The sequence below is a fragment of the Algoriphagus sp. 4150 genome (assembly GCF_031457395.1).
GTDB lineage: Bacteria > Bacteroidota > Bacteroidia > Cytophagales > Cyclobacteriaceae > Algoriphagus.
This window is the reverse complement of sequence record NZ_JAVDWS010000012.1, coordinates 88169-107084: the sequence shown is the minus strand read 5'-3', so window position 1 is coordinate 107084 and position 18916 is coordinate 88169. Positions and strand designations below refer to the sequence as shown.

Below are 18916 nucleotides of genomic sequence, written 5' to 3'. Positions count from 1 at the left end.
TATATAAAATGAGATTTTTAAAGGAAGGGATAGTACTTGCTTTTCTAGTATATGAAGGAATTCCCATGGCAATTGCCCAGCAAAAAGAAAAATTTATTGAACATAAGGTGGTGTTTCAAGAAGATGGTCAGTATGGCGGATGGCCTGCAAATCATGGTATTTGGGGTTGGGGAGACGAAATTTTAGTAGGATTTGTCAAAGCTTCATTCAAACAGTCAGAGCCGGGATTGCATACCTATGATCCCAAGTCCGCAGAGAATCAGTACGCCAGAAGTTTGGATGGTGGTGAGACTTGGGATATCCAAGATGCTTATTCTTTGGGACAGACAGGTTGGGGACATGACAACAACATCATTCCGGATAAAGCCGAAAAACCTGTTGTTCTGAAAGAACCTATGCCGGATTTTACCTCTGAGGGCTTTCTGTTGACCTTTTTGAGGCATAATAATCATGATGGTCCCAGTCATTTCTACTATTCCCGGGATAAGGGGACACATTGGGAAGGGCCGTATGTATTTCCAAGTATGGGAACTTCCGGAATAGCAAACAGAACAGACTACCATGTGGAGGGGAAACAAGTTTTGAGTGCTTTTGTGACCACCGCCAAAGCCAATTCAAAAGAAGGACGGGTGGCATTCGTAAGAACTCAAGATGGAGGGTTGAATTGGAACTTGGTTTCCTGGATTACTGCCGAGCATGGAGGTTTTGATATCATGCCTTCATCGGTGCGATTATCAGAAAATGTATGGCTGACTACGATCAGAACGAGGCTGGAGAATGGTCAAAATTTGATTTCAAGCTATATATCCAAAGACAATGGAAATACTTGGAATAAATTAGTCGATCCTGCTCCCGATACTGGAAGAGGAGGATCGCCACCTGCATTGGTCCAACTGAAAGATGGGAGATTGGCACTTGGGTATATTCATAGAAGCGAATTCGGATCCCGGGTGCATGCACGTTTTAGCGAAAATAATGGAACATCCTGGGGAGATGAAATCATATTGCGGAGTGGCGATGGAGCGAATAGGGATGTAGGATATCCCAAAATGATACAAAGAGCCGATGGAAAGCTGGTGATGATATACTATTGGAATAATACCAATCAATCCGATGCCAAACCATACCGATACATAGCAGCTACTGTATTTGATCCGGAAGAGTGGAAATAGTCGGGGGACAGCTTCCGGAATCTCAGTGAAAGTTGAGGATCTCACCCTACGACGTTGCTAAATACCAAGTAGCAATACCATGGTTTTTTGAGAGCAATGATTCAGATAACACTTGAAATTGAGCTGCTTCGGTCATCGGTCTTCCTGCCATTAAACCAAAGAAGATATGGCTACTGGAATCATTGAGGATAATCATTAATCATTCAAACAGCTATTAAAACCAAGAAACCCTTTCTCGTGATACATTCAGGAAAATATTTTGGTTTGGTGTTACGGGAAATTTGTTTTCTGGGACTGATTCTGATGCAGGGATCTGCGCTAGGCTGCAATTTAAACTATTCAAAAGTGGACAAAGAAATAGAGGGGTCAGATACTCTTAAGGCAAAGGAAATACAGATGACCTTTGGTCACAAAGGTCATTTCCTAAATCAGCGACAGGCGTTTTCACCTGATGATAAGTATTTGGTGTTTGACAACAGAAATGATGATTCCAAAATAGGGGAAAATGGGACTATCCAGCTTGTAAATGTTGGTTCTGGGGAAATTCAAACTATTTATAAACTGGAGAATCAGACCAACTATGGCCCGGGTGTAGGAGCAGCAAGCTTTCATCCGGAAAGAAACGAAGTGGTGTTTATCCATGGGCTAAAGAATGCCTCAGCCGAAATACCCTATGGAGTTACCCGTCGCTTTGCCATGCAGGTTGACCTGAATAATGCCAACAGTGCCCAGCCTATGGATGCCCGGGATGTGACTGTGCCGTTCACCAAAGGTGCCATGAGAGGTGGGACACATGCGTATTCGTACAGCGCAGACGGGCCGTTTGTAAGCTTCACCTATAACGATGCGATTTTGGAAGGTGAGTCTAAACAAAACCATCAGGTACAGGATCTTCGGACTGTGGGAGTATTTGTGCTAGGGAAGCCAGTTTTCATTGAAGGGGAGAAAAATGAGGAGAATTTCGACGGGAATGCCTATGCTATTTTACTGGCCAAAGTAAAAGCCAATCCACAACCCGGATCGGATGAAATAGCTAAAGCCTACGAAGAATGCTGGGTGGGAACTACGGGGTCTGCTAAGCCAAACGGAAAGGAGAAAAAAGTAGCTTTGGCCTTCTTGGGTGATGTTGTTTCATCATCCGGAGAGAAAGTAACGGAGGTATTTATAGCGGATATTCCTGAGAATATTCTTGGCTTTTTGGATACTGTAAATGCAGGAAGTACCACTGAATTACCTTCCGTCCCAGGGGGGGTAGAGCAACGCAGATTGACTTTCACCACCACAAATAAATATCCCGGTGTGCAGGGGCCAAGGCAGTGGCTGAGAAGTTCTCCGGATGGAAATTTCATTTATTTCTATCAAAAGGACGATGCGGGCATTGTTCAGATCTTTTCTGTCTCTCCGAATGGAGGAGAGATACTTCCCATCACTACTAATGATTTTTCTGCAGACACTTCCTTTTCATTGAGTTCAGACGGGAAGTACTTGGCCTATGGAGCAGCAGAAGCCATGTATGTGACACGGGTTGCGGATGGAATGACCATGCAGGTCTTGGCCGCTCCCACCGGCCAAACAACCTCACTTAGTAATATTAACTGGTCCAACTCAGGATACAGATTGGCATACAACAGAAAAGTCGGTCAGGGAGATCAGGCTTTTTTTCAAATTTTTACATTAAACCTTTCAACCTTGGTTGATCACTACTTATGACACAATTTTCTAAAACAAAAGAGCCTTTAAGAGGCATAGTTCCACCTATGGTAACGCCGCTGAATGCAGATGGATCCCTGGATTCAGAAAGTGTGGAAAAACTAATCGAACATTTGATTGCAGGAGGAGTTCACGGCATTTTTATACTTGGGACTACGGGTGAATTCTCAGGATTGAGCTACCATACCCGTAAAGAACTGATCAGACAGACCTGTAGTCTGGTAAAGGATAGAGTGCCTGTGTTGGTGGGAATAACCGACGTTTCCAAGGAAGAAAGTATTGATCTGGCAGAAGTCGCTGCTTCGTCCGGAGCCTATGCCGTAGTAGCCGCTCCACCTTTCTATGCGAATATTGACCAGCAGGAAATCTACAGCTACTTTAAGCAATTGGCTGATGCTATTTCCTTACCGATGTTTCTTTACAATATGCCGTCCCATACCAAGCTCACCATAGAAGTGGATACGGTGGTCAGGCTAGCTGTCCATGAAAGAATTATAGGTTTGAAAGACAGTTCTGCCAATGGGGTTTATTTTCAGTCCTTATGTCACGTATTTGCAGATCAGGAGGATTTTGTGCTGATGGTCGGCCCGGAAGAAATGATGGCTGAAACAGTGTTGATGGGGAGTTTTGGAGGTGTTTGTGGTGGAGCCAATCTTTTTCCCAAACTGTATGTGGAACTGTATGAAGCTGCTGTTGATAGGGATTTTGAGAAGATAAAATCCTGTCAGCATGCCGTTATGGAGATCAGCAGAAATATCTATCAGGTCGGATACTATAAATCCAGTTACATGAAGGGTTTGAAAACGGCCATGTCTTTTCTTGGGTTATGCCAGCCTCAGTTTGCAGCGCCTTTATATCCTTTTTCCGAAGCTGAAGTAAAAGAACTGCGATCCCGATTCGAGAAGATAACATCATCATTTATGTTTCAATCCTCTTAAACCCGGATTTTGCATTAGGTTTCGTTAAGAGACCATTAATTGCAATAAAATCAGGCTGTTTGGAGACTGAGTTATAGCACCGCTATGGTGAAGTCGAAAACTGCAACGCAGTGACTGATTTTGAAGCAATTATTGGCCGCAATAGAAATGCTAATGCATAATGCGGGTTAAACAAAATCTGTAATTTTCATAGTGCCACAAGCTTCCTGCTTACCCAAAATATCTCTTAGTAATGGATTTACCGATAATAGATTTAGTAGTTTTTCTGGTTTATATGGCGGCAATTGTGCTGTTTGGGATTTCCTTTTCTTTCCGAAAAAGAACCGCACTGGAATATACTACCGGGGGAGGGCGGCTTCCTAGCTGGGCCATAGGGATGTCCATCTTTGCGACGTTTGTCAGTAGCATCAGTTTTCTTGCTCTTCCCGGAAATGCCTATTTATCCAATTGGAACGGATTTGTATTCAGTCTGTCTATTCCGCTGGCGGCATGGATTGCGGTACGCTATTTTGTCCCGCTCTATAGGAAGCTACAGAGTGAATCCGCCTATTACTACCTGGAAACACGGTTTGGTACTTGGGCGCGAACTTATGCTTCTGTGTGCTATCTACTGACGCAGCTAGCTAGGATGGGAGCCATCATGTATTTGCTGGCTTTGCCTATGAATGCGCTGTTTGGCTGGAGTATTCCATTGATAATCATCTGCACGGGAATAAGTGTGATAGTCTATGCCATGCTTGGAGGAATTGAAGCGGTGATCTGGACGGATGCGATTCAGGGGATTGTGTTGATAGGGGGAGCAATACTTTGCCTCTTGGTAATCATGTTTTCCATGCCGAACGGACCCGGAGAAGTCTTTGCCATCGCAGCGGAAGCTGACAAATTCAGCTTGGGAAGTTTCGAGTTTAATTTTGTGGAATCTACCTTTTGGATGATTTTGGTCTATGGACTGTTTATCAATCTCCAGAATTTCGGAATTGATCAGAGTTACATCCAGCGGTACATTACCGCCCGGACTGAAAAGGAAGCTAAGCGCTCCACTTGGTTTGGTAGTCTCTTGTATGTGCCAGTATCCCTCTTGTTTTTCTTTATAGGTACGGCACTGTTTTCCTATTATCAGGTATTTCCGGAGCTGCTTCCCGAAAATCTGAAAATGGCAGAAAATGCCGATAAAGTCTTTCCCCATTTCATCGTATCGGGGCTGCCTACGGGACTGACCGGATTATTGATTGCGTCCATATTTGCTGCCGGCATGAGTACGGTTTCCACCAGCATCAATAGTTCCGCCACGGTTTTTCTATCGGATCATTACCGGAGGTATATTCATAAAAACACCACAGAAAAGCAATCCATGCGGGTATTGTTGATTGCTTCCTTTGTGATGGGGGGACTGAGTATAGTGGTTGGCTTGGCATTCAATGGAGTCACCAGCGCTTTGGATGCCTGGTGGGCTTTATCGTCTATATTCAGTGGGGGAATTCTCGGTCTTTTCTTACTTGGATTTGTGGTGAGAAAAGCTCGCAGCAAAGCGGCTGCCATCGGTGTTTTTTGTGGCGTTCTTGTGATTGGTTGGATGAGTCTTTCACCTGTGCTTTTTGCAGACACTTCTCTGGAAGGGTTTAAAAACACACTGCACACCAATCTTACAATCGTAATGGGAACGCTGACCATTTTTATTGTTGGCTTTCTACTTACCGGTCTTTTTTCCAACACTAAACACAGCACAGTAAAATGACATATGTAATAGGATTGGACTATGGCACAGACTCAGTCCGTGCGCTACTGGTCAATACCGAAGATGGAGAAACTATGGAAAGTTCTGTTTTCTCATTTCCAAGATGGGCACAGGGACTTTACTGCGATCCTGCCAAAAGTCAATTTAGACAGCATCCTCTGGATCATTTGGAAGGTTTGGAGAAAACTGTTTCTGAGGTGGTCAGAAAATCCGGAGTGAATAAGAACCTGATCAAGGGCATTTGTGTGGACACCACAGGGTCATCGCCCATGGCTGTGGATGAAAAAGGCGAGTCTTTGGCCATGACTCCCGGGTTTGAAAATAATCCGAATGCCATGATGGTGCTCTGGAAAGATCATTCCTCCATTAAAGAAGCGAATGAAATCACTGAACTGGCGAGGAGCTGGGGAGGAGAGGATTTTACCAAATACTCCGGGGGAATCTATTCTTCTGAGTGGTTCTGGTCCAAAATACTGTCCATTCACCGCAAAGATTCAAATGTCGCCAAAGCAGCTTTTTCCTGGATGGAGCATTGTGATTACATCACGGGTGCGCTTACAGGGCAGTCTCCAATACATGTGAAGAGAAGTAGATGTGCTGCGGGTCATAAGGCTCTTTGGCACCGGGACTGGGGTGGACTGCCCGCCGGGAAGTTTTTGTCGTCACTCGATCATTCATTAGCCGACCTCAGAGAGAACCTGTACTCTCAAACTTATACCTCCAATGAATCTGCGGGTAAAATCAGTGGAAAATGGGCTGCCAAACTTGGGTTGTCAGAAGATACCGTTATTGCCGTGGGGACGATTGACGCGCATGCCGGTGCAGTGGGTGCGGGGATTCGGGAGCATGCCTTGGTCAAAGTCGTGGGAACCTCTACCTGTGATATTTTGGTGGCCTCTCCTCAGGAAATGGACAAGAAACTGATCAAAGGAATATGCGGTCAGGTAGATGGATCTGTACTTGCAGGATTGATCGGACTGGAAGCGGGACAAGCCGGTTTCGGTGATGTATTGGCTTGGTTTAGTCGACTACTTTTGGCTCCGTCTATTCAGTTGATCAGCAAGAGTAAGCATATTGATAGCCTTAATAAAGAGAAATTACTTGCTGAAATGGAAGAGGAAATGCTGATTCACTTGTCTGAAGAAGCATTGAAATTGCCCCAAGGGGATAGCAATATCGTAGCGCTGGATTGGATTAACGGACGTCGTTCTCCCGATGCGGATGAATCGCTTCAGGGAGCTTTGTTGGGATTGGATATGGGCACTTCTGCTGCTCATCTATTCAGAAGTCTTGTTGAGTCCTTATGTTTTGGCTCAAAGAGGATCATAGACCAGTTTGAAGAAGAAGGTCTGCGGATAGATGAGGTGATCGCAGTAGGAGGCGTTGCCAATAAGTCAAAACTGGTGATGCAGATTATGGCGGATGTGCTGGGGAGAACTATCAAAATCACAGCATCCCCCCAAACTCCTGCCTTGGGTTCGGCTATTTATGCTGCTGTGGCATGTGGAATTTATTCTTCTATGGACAGCGCGATTAAGATGATGGGGCCTGATTTCAGTCAGATTTATAAGCCAGATATGGAGAAAAAAGAATTTTACGCCAAAAAATACAGGAGTTATATCAGGCTGGGGAAAACGGCGGAGGAGCACAACAAAATGTGACAACCAAAATCAGGTAAGGTCAAATCCGTCTTAGGTCTCCCGTCCGATAAAACAAAGAAAATATAGTTACTGGCATCATTTCGGATAATCATATGTTATAAAATTAACCCGTGGTTCGGCGAACTAATCCGGGAGTAACTGCGTCAATGAGTAGAGACGTTTAATCGTTTTTGATGGAGTTATTCCCTTAACTTGCACTGTGCATGAGAATTTCTATTAGAGATTTTAACGCCTAATCCGGGTTTAAAAAACTAACTGCTTGTAATCCAATGGATGACCTTTTTGCCGCTAGATCTCAGATGGCTCTTTCGCTGGGATTTCATATCATTTTCGCATGCATTGGAATGGTGATGCCATTTTTCATGGCGACCTCCCACTACAAATACCTAAAAACAAACAATCCTATCTACAAGGAGCTTACTAAAGCCTGGAGTAGGGGGGTGGCAATTTTTTTTGTGACAGGAGCGGTATCCGGGACGGTATTGTCATTCGAGTTGGGGTTGCTCTGGCCTGAGTTTATGCTGCATGCAGGGCCTATTTTTGGAATGCCATTTTCTTTGGAAGGAACGGCATTTTTCATTGAGGCGATTGCTTTGGGATTCTTTCTTTACGGTTGGGGAAAGTTTAAGCCTTGGTTCCACTGGTTTACAGGAGTAGTGGTGGGAATTAGTGGCTTGGCTTCAGGGATATTGGTAGTAGCTGCAAATGGCTGGATGAACAGTCCAAGTGGCTTTGATTACGTGGATGGGAAATTCCTCAATATAGATCCTGTGGTAGCAATGTTCAATGACGCTTGGTTTACCCAGGCACTGCATATGACGCTGGCGGCTTTTGCAGCTACCGGATTTGCGGTGGCAGGAATCCATGCATTTATGATGCTGAAAGGAAAAAATGGAGATTTTCACCGCAAAGCATTTACCATTGCCATTGTATTTGGAGCAATCGCTGCGCTACTTCAACCTATTTCCGGGGATATTTCCGCCAAGGATATAGCAGTGAGACAGCCTGCAAAACTTGCCGCAATGGAAGCTCATTTTCATACAGAGGAAAAAGCTAGTTTGATCATAGGAGGTATTCCCGATGTAGAAACTAAGGAGGTCAATTATGCCATTAGAATTCCGGGAGCTTTGAGTTTCCTTGCCCATGGAGATTTTGAGGCGGAAGTCATGGGATTGGATCAGTTTCCCGAGGAACACCATCCACCGGTGATGGTGACGCATTTTGCTTTTCAGATTATGGTGGGATTGGGGATGATCATGGTTGGGCTGAGCTTATTGTATTTCATTGCTCTATGGAAAAAGAAAAGCTGGCAGCTCAAACGGTGGTTTCTATGGCTTTTTGTTTTGGCGACACCGCTGGGATTTATCGCCCTGGAAGCCGGATGGACGGTCACCGAAGTGGGAAGGCAGCCGTGGATTATCTATGAGATTATGCTTACCAAAGATGCCGTAACGCCTATTCCGGGAATCCAATATTCATTCTTCATATTTACCGCGATTTATCTCTCGCTTACAGTCATAGTGACATTTTTGCTTTATAGGCAGATCAAAGCTGTACCTGAGACATTAAATCAAAAACGGGAAGCATCGGCTGACTCTTAAACTGAAATTATGCTCTATGTAGTTATCATTTTCCTTTGTCTGTCGCTGCTGATGTATGTTCTTCTCGGCGGTGCAGATTTTGGCGCGGGGATTCTTGAGCTATTCACGCCATCCTCTATGAGGAATCAGCTTCGTGATACTACCTACAAGACGATCGGCCCGATCTGGGAAGCAAATCACATGTGGCTGATTATAGCAATCGTGATTTTGTTTGTGGGCTTTCCCCCGATATACACCATGCTTTCCATACATCTTCATATTCCCTTGGCATTGATGCTTATCGGGATTATTGGAAGGGGGACTGCTTTCATTTTTCGACATTATGATGCGTATCAGGACGATATGCAGAAAGTCTATAATTTTATTTTTACCTATTCGAGCTTTATTACCCCATTTTTCCTGGGCCTGATCTTCGGAGCATCAGTCGGTGGTCAAATTGATCCGGAAGCTACCGGGTTTTATGAGGCATATATTCTTCCGTGGTTCAACCTGTTCAGTATTTCCGTTGGTGTTTTCACCGTGGCTATCTGTGGTTTTTTGGCATCGGTTTTTTTGGTTGGTGAGGCCAAAAGTGCTGATGTGAGACTGGTCGTGGTAGGAAAAGCTAAGCTGTTTATAGTATTTACAGTGTTGGCAGGTGGTTTTGTGTTCGCTTCCTCGATTATAGATGAGGTTCCTCTTGTAGAGTTGCTGCTTACTGAATGGATTACAATCGGGACACTGGTTCTGGCCACCATGGCTATGATTGTTCTCTGGATACAACTACGAAGTGGCAGTAACCTATTGGTACGTTTTCTATGCGGTTTTGTAGTTACTGCGATTCTATTGGCCTTTGGTTACCATTATTTTCCAGATATGATTATTACCAAATCAGGCGAAAATCTATCCGTTTTTAATTCTTCGGCAACAGACAAACCTATCGCTAATTTAGCTTGGGCACTGCTGATAGGCAGTGTGTTTATTTTGCCTTCGCTATTTTATCTGCTATATAGTTTTCAGGGGGATAAAGAGACTAATTAAGCTAATGGATGATGTTTTTTTATTTACCGCAATGGACGCAGAGATTTTCGCGGAGTTTGCAGTCATTTCGGATGAGTATAGTATTTCTAATTCAAGTTTAGACTTGGATTATATCACTAGAACGAATTGTAAAAATAGTACGCTATCAATTAAGATATGATTCCGTTTATAGGGAGCTTGGGCAGGGCGCAATAGCGAGGGTGCGGCTGGTTGAGGGAGGAAGCATTATTTCAAATCCGGACTTTCAAACCCTAGTTTTTTCAACCCCTCCTGTATTTCCGGTGCTCCCATAAATAATTTCCAGCCTAGCCCTGTTCTGTGATTTTCTATCATGGTGACCATGGGGCCTTGGTCTATAGCAAGGTAGCGGTTTGGATAGAAATCATGTTCAGGGCTCATTGCATCGTAGAATCCATATCTTCCCAATACTTTTTCTCCATAATTGTAATAGAGGTTTTTAATTACTTTCATGGATTCCTCAGGGGTATAGACGATGGAAGAAATGGCAGCCGTAGGAGAAATTACGCCGGTGTCATTTCCGGGAAAATGGGCATTATAGAAATTGATGGAGTAGGAGGCAGTGAGTCCCCACAAGTCTTCCCCATAACCTGCAAATTCCCCCGAGTTCTCTATACACCAAGCCCGGTTGATCAGCGTGTGGTTGGTATTTTCTTTTTGATAATCGGCATATTGATCCTTAAGTCCCATAGGGTTTAAACCCAGGTAAGAGTAGTGTGCCCAGAAAAGTGGCCCGCCCATCTTTTCAGCACCGTTATGCTTGAGCTGTAGCTCATAGCCAAAAGCTTCATTCTTGGCTTTGATAGCCCCGTTTCTTGCCCATCCTTTATGATACACAGCCGGATCTATCGAGTGTGTAGGAGAGGCTGCTGCCAGCACATAGGTAATCAGGCACTCATTGTATCCTTCCAGTGCAAAATTCATGTCCCAAGCATACTCCGGAGACCAATGCCAGTAGAGCACATCCTGGCCGTCTCGGGTGTACCAAGTCCAGTCCATTTCTTTCCACAGCTGATCTATTCCGGCAGCAACTGCCTTTTGGCGCTCATCGCCATCTTTGAAGTATTCCCGCACAGCGATAAGACTTTGAATCAAGAATGCTGATTCTACCAAATCACCGCCGTTATCTTTCTGTCCAAAAGGCTGGACTTTTCCGGTTTGACCATCCAGCCAATGGGGCCACACTCCTTTGAACCTGTCTGCTTTTTCCAAAAAACCGACGATTTTTTCAAAGCGTTCAACTCCCTGTTCCTTGGTGATCCAGCCTCTTTCCATCCCCGCGATAAGTCCAAAAATCCCCATTCCGGATCCTCCGGTAGTCACGATATGAGCATCATTCTGTGGGTATTTACCGTCAATGTGAATTCGCTCAGGAGCCATTCCCGAATTGGGCTCTGCGCCGTCCCAGAAGTAACGAAAGGTGTAGAACTCAACCATATCCAAAAGTTCCTCATCCGTCATTTTATGGGTTTTGGTGGCTGCTCTTCCGACTATGGTAGAATCCTCTCCAGAATAGGCTCTGATTTCATAATCCAGATCAAGTTCCATACCCAGATCATTTACAAAATCTAGGTATAGGGTGTCCTGTACTACTGCACGTCTGGTATAGGTCTTGTCATCCATACTTACCCATACTCCATAGGATTCCACATCCGGTGATTGGTTCCACGCCAGTTCCACATGAATATCGTAAGGGGTGGCTGTGATGGTGTCTTTGAGTTTTACTTCGTTGGAGCAACCAAAAGACAGGGCAGAGAGCGTTAAGACCGAAAGAAAAGGATATGATTTCATGTGTTTATAATTGTTTTTCTATTGTCACATGGAATCCCTGCCTAAAGGCGGCAGGCAGGTCGCATATGGGATAATCATCCCAGTGTATGATCCTGTAGGTACGGGATCATGCTCGATTTCATGTGTTTATAATTTGTTTTTTTAGCGGTCAGCCCGAATAGTTGGTGCAGGCTCGATTTCATGGCTTTAGAAAAAAGACTGATGATAAAATTAATAATCGCTTACCTGACATATTACTCAAGTTAGGGAAAATCCCGCCCACTAAATGCGGGCAGGATTTGACAAGCTTAATAGCCCGGGTTTTGCGCGATCAATCCGCCACTGATGTCGACCTCTGCCTGTGGAATAGGATAGACTTCATGCTTACCGGGAATCCAGTTGATTCCCAATGCCGCAAAGACTTCCTGCGCCTGGCTTTGTCTCACCAAGTCAAAGTAGCGGTGCTGCTCCATGGCCAGCTCTACTCTTCGCTCATGCCAAATTGCGGTACGGAGGGTAGCTTGGTCCGTTGCGGTGATATCCGGCAATACCGAGTCATCACCCTGTCGCGCCCGCTCACGGACCATATTGACATATGTTAAGGCTTGAGTTTGATTGCCGATTTCATTTGCAGCCTCGGCTGCAATCAGCAGCAGGTCAGCATATCTGAACAAGCGGATATTTGCACCACTGTTTCCAAATCCGGATGGCGGAACCTCCGGAACCCACGCTTTTCTGCTGAAACGTGCATTTTCTCCCATATTCGGATCAGCTTGCACTACCTGACCGGTAGGCAACGTGTCTCCATCGTTAATAATGGTAGCAGACATTCTCGGGTCATTTTCCTCATAAGCTGCCATCAAGTCATCTGACGGGCTATTAAATCCCCATCCATTGTTCGGGTTGCCACGAATTCCTTGGACTTCGCTGAACTGGGAACTTCCTCCGCCTGCTTCCAGAGCTACCGTGGACACTTCGAAAATACTCTCTGAGGAATGCTCTCCCTCTCGCTGGAATATGGCTTCGTAATCAGCGTAAAGCCCATATTCTCCACTGGAAATTACTTCTTGAGCCAAATCAAAAGCCTCCTGATATTCATTTTGGAACAGATGCACTTTTGCCAAAAATGACTTGGCTGCACCCGCTGTAGCTCTTCCGAGTTCTGAGTTCGGGTACTCGGATTTTTCAGGCAGATTTGCGGCAGCAAAGGTTAAGTCTTCTTCGATAAACTCATAAATAAGCTCTTTGGAAACTCTGGATTGGGTGTATTCATCCGCATTTAGTGGACGGTCTATCAGAGGAAGATCTCCATAAGTCCTCACCAGAAAGAAATAAAAATACGCTCTCAAAAACCTTGCTTCGCCGATAAGTCTGCTTTTCAATTCCTCATCCATGTCAATTTCAGGAACATTTACTATTACCTGGTTGGCTCGGAAAACTCCCTGAAAATATCCTGACCAAATCCCATTGACTGCAGTATTGTTTGCATCAAAAGTAAAATCATTGATGTCCTGCAAGAAACCTGAATCACCCGGTACAGAACCCTTATCTGCATCGTCAGATGCGATGTCGGTAATTCCTATATAGGAAAATACATGTACATTGAAACTTCTGAGGTGGGCGTAGATTGCATTCACGGCATGTGTTGCCTGCAGTTCGTCTTGGAAGAAGTTTTCAGAAGTAAGCTCGGCTAGCGGTACTTTTTCCAAATAATCCTCACAGGATATCAGGCCCACACTCATCAAAATGCTGAGCCCAACTGCTGCTATTTTATAGTTTATCTTATTGTTCATGGTTTTCATTGGGTTTAGAAGCTAGCTGAAATACCGACATTGAAGGTTCTTGCCAACGGGTAAAGACCGCTGTCATATCCTGTTCCGATTACGGATCCACCGCCTATTTCAGGCGTATACCCGGTGTACTTTGTCCAGGTAAATACATTTGTGCCTGATAGGTAAACTCTGAAGTTTTGCACCTTGATTTTATTCAATGCTACTTCAGGGAAACTGTAGCCTATCTGGATGTTTCTCAAGCGGAGAAAAGAGCCGTCTTCTATAAATCTGTCAGAGACTTCATAGTTATGACCACCATTGGTCACTCTTGGCTCAGTGGTACTGGTTCCTTCTCCTGTCCATCTGTCCAAAAAGCCGGTTTCGAAATTGTAGGTGTTAAAGCGGGTTTGTTTTTTGGCATTGTAGATTTGATTGCCATAGGTACCGTTGAAATCCGCTCGTAGATCAAAACCTTTGTAATCAAAACCCAAATTAAATCCGAAGATCAGATCGGGAATGGGGCTTCCCAAAATCACCCGGTCATTGTTGTCCACTACTCCATCTCCGTTGGTATCCTGAAAGATCAAATCACCGACTACTTCAGGACCCCGCTTAGGGATGGAAGACAAGTCTTCTTCATTTTGAAATACTCCCACGGTTTTGTATCCATAATAATGGCCTATGGACTGGCTGACTGTCGTTCTGGAACCAAGGTAGCCGCTAATGCCAACATCTCCCCCGAAAATAGCTTCATTGCCGTCTCCAATATCCAGCACCTCGTTATTTACAGTAGAAGCTACAATTCCGAAATTATAAGAAAAATCACCTTTCCGGTCTCTCCAGTTCAAAGTCAGATCAATGCCTGAGTTTTTGACTCTTGCTGCATTGACGATCGGGTTATTGGCAGATCCTACATAAGCAGGTATTGGCACTGCTACCAAAATGTCATTGGTGGTTCTCTGGTAATAATCAAGTTCACCCGTTAATTTCTCATCAAAGAAACCGAACTCAAATCCTATGTTGGATGTCTCTGTTTCTTCCCATTTGATAAATGGATTGGCAAGCCTTGTCAATGTAGCTCCATAAATTAGCTCTTCATCTGGTCCAAAGACAGCATTTTCATTGCCCGTCACCACCGGTCTTCCTTCGTAGAAATCGATTTTATCATTTCCTATTTTACCCCAGCTACCGCGGATTTTTAGATTCGACAGAAAGCTTTGATTCTGAAGGAATGCCTCCTCGATGATGTTATAACCAAGTGCAACTGATGGGAAATTTCCGAATCTATTTTCCCTGCCAAATCGACTGGAACCATCTCTTCTGAATGTACCGGTGAAGAGGAACTTGTTTTTATAAGAATAATTAGCCCGAAATAGATAGGACAGCATAGCCCAATCTCCGGCGTAATTTTCATTGGTTTGCGAAGTGAGTTCACCCGCATCCAGATACCAAAGTGAAGGATCCTCACCCGGAAGGTTTCTTCTCATTCCTCCAAGTGTCTCTGTGTAGAAATCCTGTGTGGTTATACCTCCCAGTAGATTCAATCGATGGTCACCCCAATCTTTGCTGTAGTTCACCGTGTTTTCCCACAGAATATTTCTGTTTCTTACATTCTCTACATTCACAGAATTCTCAATACTTTGCTGTGTAGGGGATACAAAGAAAACAGGGGTAAAGCTTTTAGCATCCTGAAAAGCCAAATCCAAACCAAGGTTACTTCGGAAGGTGAAGTCCTTCAGGAATTTCACATCCATAAAGAAGTTACCCACCCCTCTATAATTATTGGTTCGGTTGTTTGAGTTGTATTCAAACTGTGCGGCTGGGTTGCCTACTGGACTGGTGTCTGTAAAGCTGCCATCTGCCTGCGTAGGACCATAAATCGGATAGGCTCTATATGCATTTCCTATGACACCGGGTTCATTTTGTTGGTTGTAGTAGATAAATGAAAGATTATGCCCGAAGGTTACCGCATCGCTGAATTTGTATTGATTATTCAGGCGGAAGGTTAGCCGCTCAAATTCCGATTCTTTGACTACACCTTGTTGATTGAAGTAGTTTACACTTAGGTTGAAATTTGTCTTGGCAGAACCGCCTGTCGCGCCCAAGTTCACATTATTGATAGGAGCATTTCTGAAAATATAGTCTTGCCAATCGGTTCCTACACCATAATCATCCACATTATATAGTGGTTGGTTTCCTACATTTTGCTCCAGTTCGTTGGCCAGCTGGGCGAATTCACGCGCGTTGACCAAATTGATTTTGCTTGCTACCTGCTGCACACCTGTATAAGCATCCACGGTTATTTTAGTGTCAGTATCGAATGAGCCTTGTTTAGTAGTGACAATAATTACCCCATTTGCGCCTCTGGAACCATAAATTGCAGTGGCGGAGGCATCTTTCAGCACTTCCATGGATTCCACGTCATTTGGATTGAGGAAATCGATCTCGTCGAGCAGCATTCCATCCACGACATAAAGAGGTGAAGAATTATTCAGCGTACCTACACCACGGATACGGACGGTGGATCCTGCTCCCGGAGCTCCGGAATTCTGTGTGATTTGAACACCACTCACTCGCCCTTGTAGAGATTGTGTCACATCAGAGACTGGGAGCCTGCTGATATCCTCTGATTTTACGCTGGAGATGGCTCCTGTCAGGTCACTTTTACGCTGGATACCATATCCTACCACCACAAATTCCTCCAAATCACTCAAATCTTCTTCAAGAGTGACATCAATAGTTGATCTTCCTCCTATTGGAATTTCCTGTGCGTTGAAACCTACAAAAGTGAAGACCAAGATTGCATCTTCCGGCAGATCCAGGGAATACTTCCCATCCAGATCAGTGATGGTTCCCGTGGAGGTACCTTTGATGACCACATTTACTCCGGGAAGTGGCTGTCCGGAAGAGTCGAGTACAGTTCCCTGAACGGGAACATTGGTTTGTCCAAACGAATCATGGACAATAAACAATGAGAATAGGAGAAGGAATAAAATCAAATACTTGTCGAGCAGCCAAGCATTTTCCCTCTCAGGTAGCAATTTTTCCATCGGGCTAACTGGGTTTGGTTTACATTGCAAGGATGCATATCATCCTTGACAACAAATGAAACTAACTATCCCCATAGCATACAGGAATTAAATACAATGAAATCAACTGAAAAAAAACGTTAAAACACTTGAACTTTGCCGGGCAATTCCTGCTTTATTTTCACCCAAAAACGCCTTTATTTGAAGATAGAGCGGTTTTTGCTGAGCTCATTCACGCTTTATTATCAGAATGGCATTTTGACGGTATTTAAGACCGGATCAGTTGAGTTCATGTGACCGCTCCAGCACAATGTCTTCCCATTCCGGATGATGTATATCTTTCATTTCCAACTGCAGTTTGACCTTAACACGGAAGCTACTGATGGCATTTACCCGCAGATCCAAGAGCCGGGAAAGTTCTTCAAGTGTGAGTTTGTCATGCTCGGCGATGACGGTGTAGGAAAGGTAAAATGCTTTCTCAATAGGGAGACGGATACCATGGAAAATCGTTCCCGCTGTAGCGGATTCTATATGTCCGCAGCGGGAGCACCTACGGTGAAAAATCTTTGAACTCTTCGAGTATTTACAGTGTCCGCAAGCCTTACAGGAAAAGCCATTTTCCCATTTTACCTGCTCTAGGTATCGTAGACATGCGCTAGAGTCGGGAAAGATCTTTTTGAAATCAACATAACTCATCCGCTTATTGGTAATTCGTGCCTGAAGACTCTCTTTTATTTGGGATTTTAGCTTCCAAATGTCTTTATCCAAAATTGAATTTATACGCTTTATTTCCTCATCCTTAGCGAGAATCTGCTGATTGTATTCCAATAGCAACCGGTTTTTCGTGGCTAGCTCCTTCGTTCTTTCTTCCACACGCTGCTCCAGTTCTCTATTTACTTTTTCCTTTAGTTTGGCATTTGCTTCTGCTTGGCGTAGAGACCTCAGTAAGGCTCTGTCCTTGTTGTCCTTGAGGATTTTCACTCGATCACCCAAAGCCAAGGTGAGAAGCAGCATTTCTATCAAGAAGGCAAGGTGTAAACTGTAATATAACACTGTACTGTGAGGCAGTATGGCAGCATGGACCATTGCTTTAAGTCCAACTCCCAAAAATAAAATTCCATAAGCGACCACAAATAGTCTTGCCACACTATAGCCCTTTATCCAGACGTATATGCTGGAAAAGAGGATAAGGAAAAATGGAATGATGTCATAGATCTGGATTTCCAGAAGTTCAGGAAGAAAAATTATCCCAATTATGAAAATTAGTGTTTTGGCGGCCAAGATTAGCTGAAAGCAGCGATGCATACCGGGGAATCTCCTCTTCAGATTGAGGAAGTGAGTGGAAAAAAGCAACGCAAATACCACGATTAAATAGCTGGAAAGACCCGAAATAGGTTGGTTCCATTCGGGATGGTCGGGCCATAAATACTGAAAAGCTATACCATCTACGCAAGCCGCAAAAATACCCACGCTCAGGAGGTAGAAGACATAGTAGAGGTATTTGACCTCCTTTATGGCTAGATAAATCAGGCCATTATAGAGAGAAATAATAAGGATCATCCCATAGAAAATACCATACAGAAAGTACTCGTTCAGCGCATAGTAAATGAAGCGATTATAGGATCTGAAGGCGATTCTAACATCTGCTTTTTGGGATGATTTGATCTTGAAATAATATATGTCGGTTCCCGGAGTTTTGTTTTCGACAGGGATTTGGAAATTCTTGTGTGAAATCAATCTATCGCCAAAAGGAATTTTATCTCCAAGCTGAATTTCTCTGAATCCTGCTTCTGATGGGACATATGCCGTTATATAATCAATGGTCTGATCATAAAATTCCAAAATCCACTGCTTGTTGCTAAGAGGGGTTTTCTGAATGGATACCTTTACCCAGTAGGTATTTTTGGTAGAAAATTGATTCTTGGAGAAGTCAGAGTTGATCTTGAGTTTTCCCGATATCGGTTCTGAAAGTATATCACTCAGCTCCTGTTCATTGCTTTCATCTTCGTAAAACGTCAGACGGTCGATTGCATAAATTCGCTCATCCAGTTGATCATTGATCTGGAAGGTATGGCCGATTGTCTGACTGTAGCCTGCGAAAGAAAATGAGAGCAGAAGTAGGCACAGTCCTGTGAGAACTTTAGGATAAAAAGCGGACATATAGTCTTGGGTTTATTTCTCACAAAAGGTCAAAAACAAGGCCCAAGTAATACCTGTTTGTTTTTTGAAGGTCAGATCATCTAGCTTTCTGACAAATAAGCATCGAGTTCCGAATTGGGTATTTCGAGTAAAAAGACAAATCTGAAAAGTTTAAAGAAATTATGGATGATAGTGATGCATTTATAAAGTGTCAGCCAGTACTAAACTTTACTTTTAATGTATACCTGCTTTTCTGCCAGTAAGGAAGCAAAAGCAATATAGGATTTGCTAATCCCGATAGCCATCGGGACATTGAGGTGATACTTCTGTCTTCGGTCTCCTGTCTTCCTG

Annotated in this window: 11 protein-coding genes; 7 read left to right on the top strand and 4 right to left on the bottom strand. The window is 43.9% G+C overall.

Annotation, left to right across the window (positions count from 1 at the left end):
• Positions 1 to 8 precede the first annotated feature (8 nt).
• The 7 genes from J2X69_RS15605 to J2X69_RS15575 all read left to right on the top strand — a co-directional run bounded on the left by J2X69_RS15605 (position 9) and on the right by J2X69_RS15575 (position 9837).
• Entirely contained in the window at positions 9 to 1172 is a 1164-nt protein-coding gene (locus J2X69_RS15605; RefSeq protein ID WP_310105167.1) for a sialidase family protein, read from the top strand.
• A gap of 345 nt (positions 1173 to 1517) precedes the next feature.
• Positions 1518 to 2882, top strand: coding sequence for a DUF3748 domain-containing protein (locus J2X69_RS15600; protein WP_310105165.1), 1365 nt, complete (start codon positions 1518 to 1520; stop codon positions 2880 to 2882).
• Positions 2879 to 3820, top strand: coding sequence for a dihydrodipicolinate synthase family protein (locus tag J2X69_RS15595; RefSeq protein ID WP_310105163.1), 942 nt, complete (start codon positions 2879 to 2881; stop codon positions 3818 to 3820). Before J2X69_RS15600 ends, J2X69_RS15595 begins: the two co-directional genes overlap by 4 nt.
• 232 nt (positions 3821 to 4052) lie before the next feature.
• Positions 4053 to 5555 (top strand): sodium:solute symporter, encoded by a 1503-nt coding sequence (locus J2X69_RS15590; protein WP_310105160.1) that lies wholly within the window; start codon positions 4053 to 4055, stop codon positions 5553 to 5555.
• Positions 5552 to 7216, top strand: a complete 1665-nt coding sequence (locus tag J2X69_RS15585) for a ribulokinase (protein ID WP_310105158.1) — start codon at positions 5552 to 5554, stop codon at positions 7214 to 7216. The genes J2X69_RS15590 and J2X69_RS15585 overlap by 4 nt, the downstream gene beginning before the upstream one ends.
• 269 nt (positions 7217 to 7485) lie before the next feature.
• A complete protein-coding gene (locus J2X69_RS15580; RefSeq protein WP_310105155.1) occupies positions 7486 to 8817 on the top strand; it encodes a cytochrome ubiquinol oxidase subunit I in 1332 nt (443 codons plus the stop codon).
• Between the two features lie 9 nt (positions 8818 to 8826).
• Entirely contained in the window at positions 8827 to 9837 is a 1011-nt protein-coding gene (locus J2X69_RS15575; RefSeq protein ID WP_310105153.1) for a cytochrome d ubiquinol oxidase subunit II, read from the top strand.
• Positions 9838 to 10062: 225 nt separating this feature from the next.
• Here J2X69_RS15575 and J2X69_RS15570 read toward each other — a convergent pair whose 3' ends face one another.
• The 4 genes from J2X69_RS15570 to J2X69_RS15555 all read right to left on the bottom strand — a co-directional run bounded on the left by J2X69_RS15570 (position 10063) and on the right by J2X69_RS15555 (position 18586).
• A complete protein-coding gene (locus J2X69_RS15570) occupies positions 10063 to 11646 on the bottom strand; it encodes a glucoamylase family protein (protein WP_310105150.1) in 1584 nt (527 codons plus the stop codon).
• Positions 11647 to 11933: 287 nt separating this feature from the next.
• On the bottom strand, positions 11934 to 13418 hold the full coding sequence (locus J2X69_RS15565; protein ID WP_310105148.1) for a RagB/SusD family nutrient uptake outer membrane protein: 1485 nt from the start codon (positions 13416 to 13418) through the stop codon (positions 11934 to 11936).
• A 14-nt stretch (positions 13419 to 13432) separates the two neighbouring features.
• A complete protein-coding gene (locus J2X69_RS15560; RefSeq protein WP_310105145.1) occupies positions 13433 to 16447 on the bottom strand; it encodes a TonB-dependent receptor in 3015 nt (1004 codons plus the stop codon).
• A 258-nt stretch (positions 16448 to 16705) separates the two neighbouring features.
• The gene (locus J2X69_RS15555; RefSeq protein WP_310105143.1) at positions 16706 to 18586 is read right to left on the bottom strand and encodes a 7TM diverse intracellular signaling domain-containing protein; all 1881 of its coding nucleotides are present in this window, start codon (positions 18584 to 18586) and stop codon (positions 16706 to 16708) included.
• Between the last annotated feature and the right edge of the window lie 330 nt (positions 18587 to 18916).

Excerpts from the sequence above, each read along its gene's own strand:
- J2X69_RS15605 (WP_310105167.1), top strand. The coding sequence starts at position 9 with ATGAGATTTTTAAAGGAAGGGATAGTACTTGCTTTTCTAGTATATGAA.
- J2X69_RS15595 (WP_310105163.1), top strand. The coding sequence starts at position 2,879 with ATGACACAATTTTCTAAAACAAAAGAGCCTTTAAGAGGCATAGTTCCA.
- J2X69_RS15590 (WP_310105160.1), top strand. The coding sequence starts at position 4,053 with ATGGATTTACCGATAATAGATTTAGTAGTTTTTCTGGTTTATATGGCG.
- J2X69_RS15585 (WP_310105158.1), top strand. The coding sequence starts at position 5,552 with ATGACATATGTAATAGGATTGGACTATGGCACAGACTCAGTCCGTGCG.
- J2X69_RS15580 (WP_310105155.1), top strand. The coding sequence starts at position 7,486 with ATGGATGACCTTTTTGCCGCTAGATCTCAGATGGCTCTTTCGCTGGGA.
- J2X69_RS15575 (WP_310105153.1), top strand. The coding sequence starts at position 8,827 with ATGCTCTATGTAGTTATCATTTTCCTTTGTCTGTCGCTGCTGATGTAT.
- J2X69_RS15570 (WP_310105150.1), bottom strand. The coding sequence starts at position 11,646 with ATGAAATCATATCCTTTTCTTTCGGTCTTAACGCTCTCTGCCCTGTCT.
- J2X69_RS15565 (WP_310105148.1), bottom strand. The coding sequence starts at position 13,418 with ATGAACAATAAGATAAACTATAAAATAGCAGCAGTTGGGCTCAGCATT.
- J2X69_RS15560 (WP_310105145.1), bottom strand. The coding sequence starts at position 16,447 with ATGGAAAAATTGCTACCTGAGAGGGAAAATGCTTGGCTGCTCGACAAG.
- J2X69_RS15555 (WP_310105143.1), bottom strand. The coding sequence starts at position 18,586 with ATGTCCGCTTTTTATCCTAAAGTTCTCACAGGACTGTGCCTACTTCTG.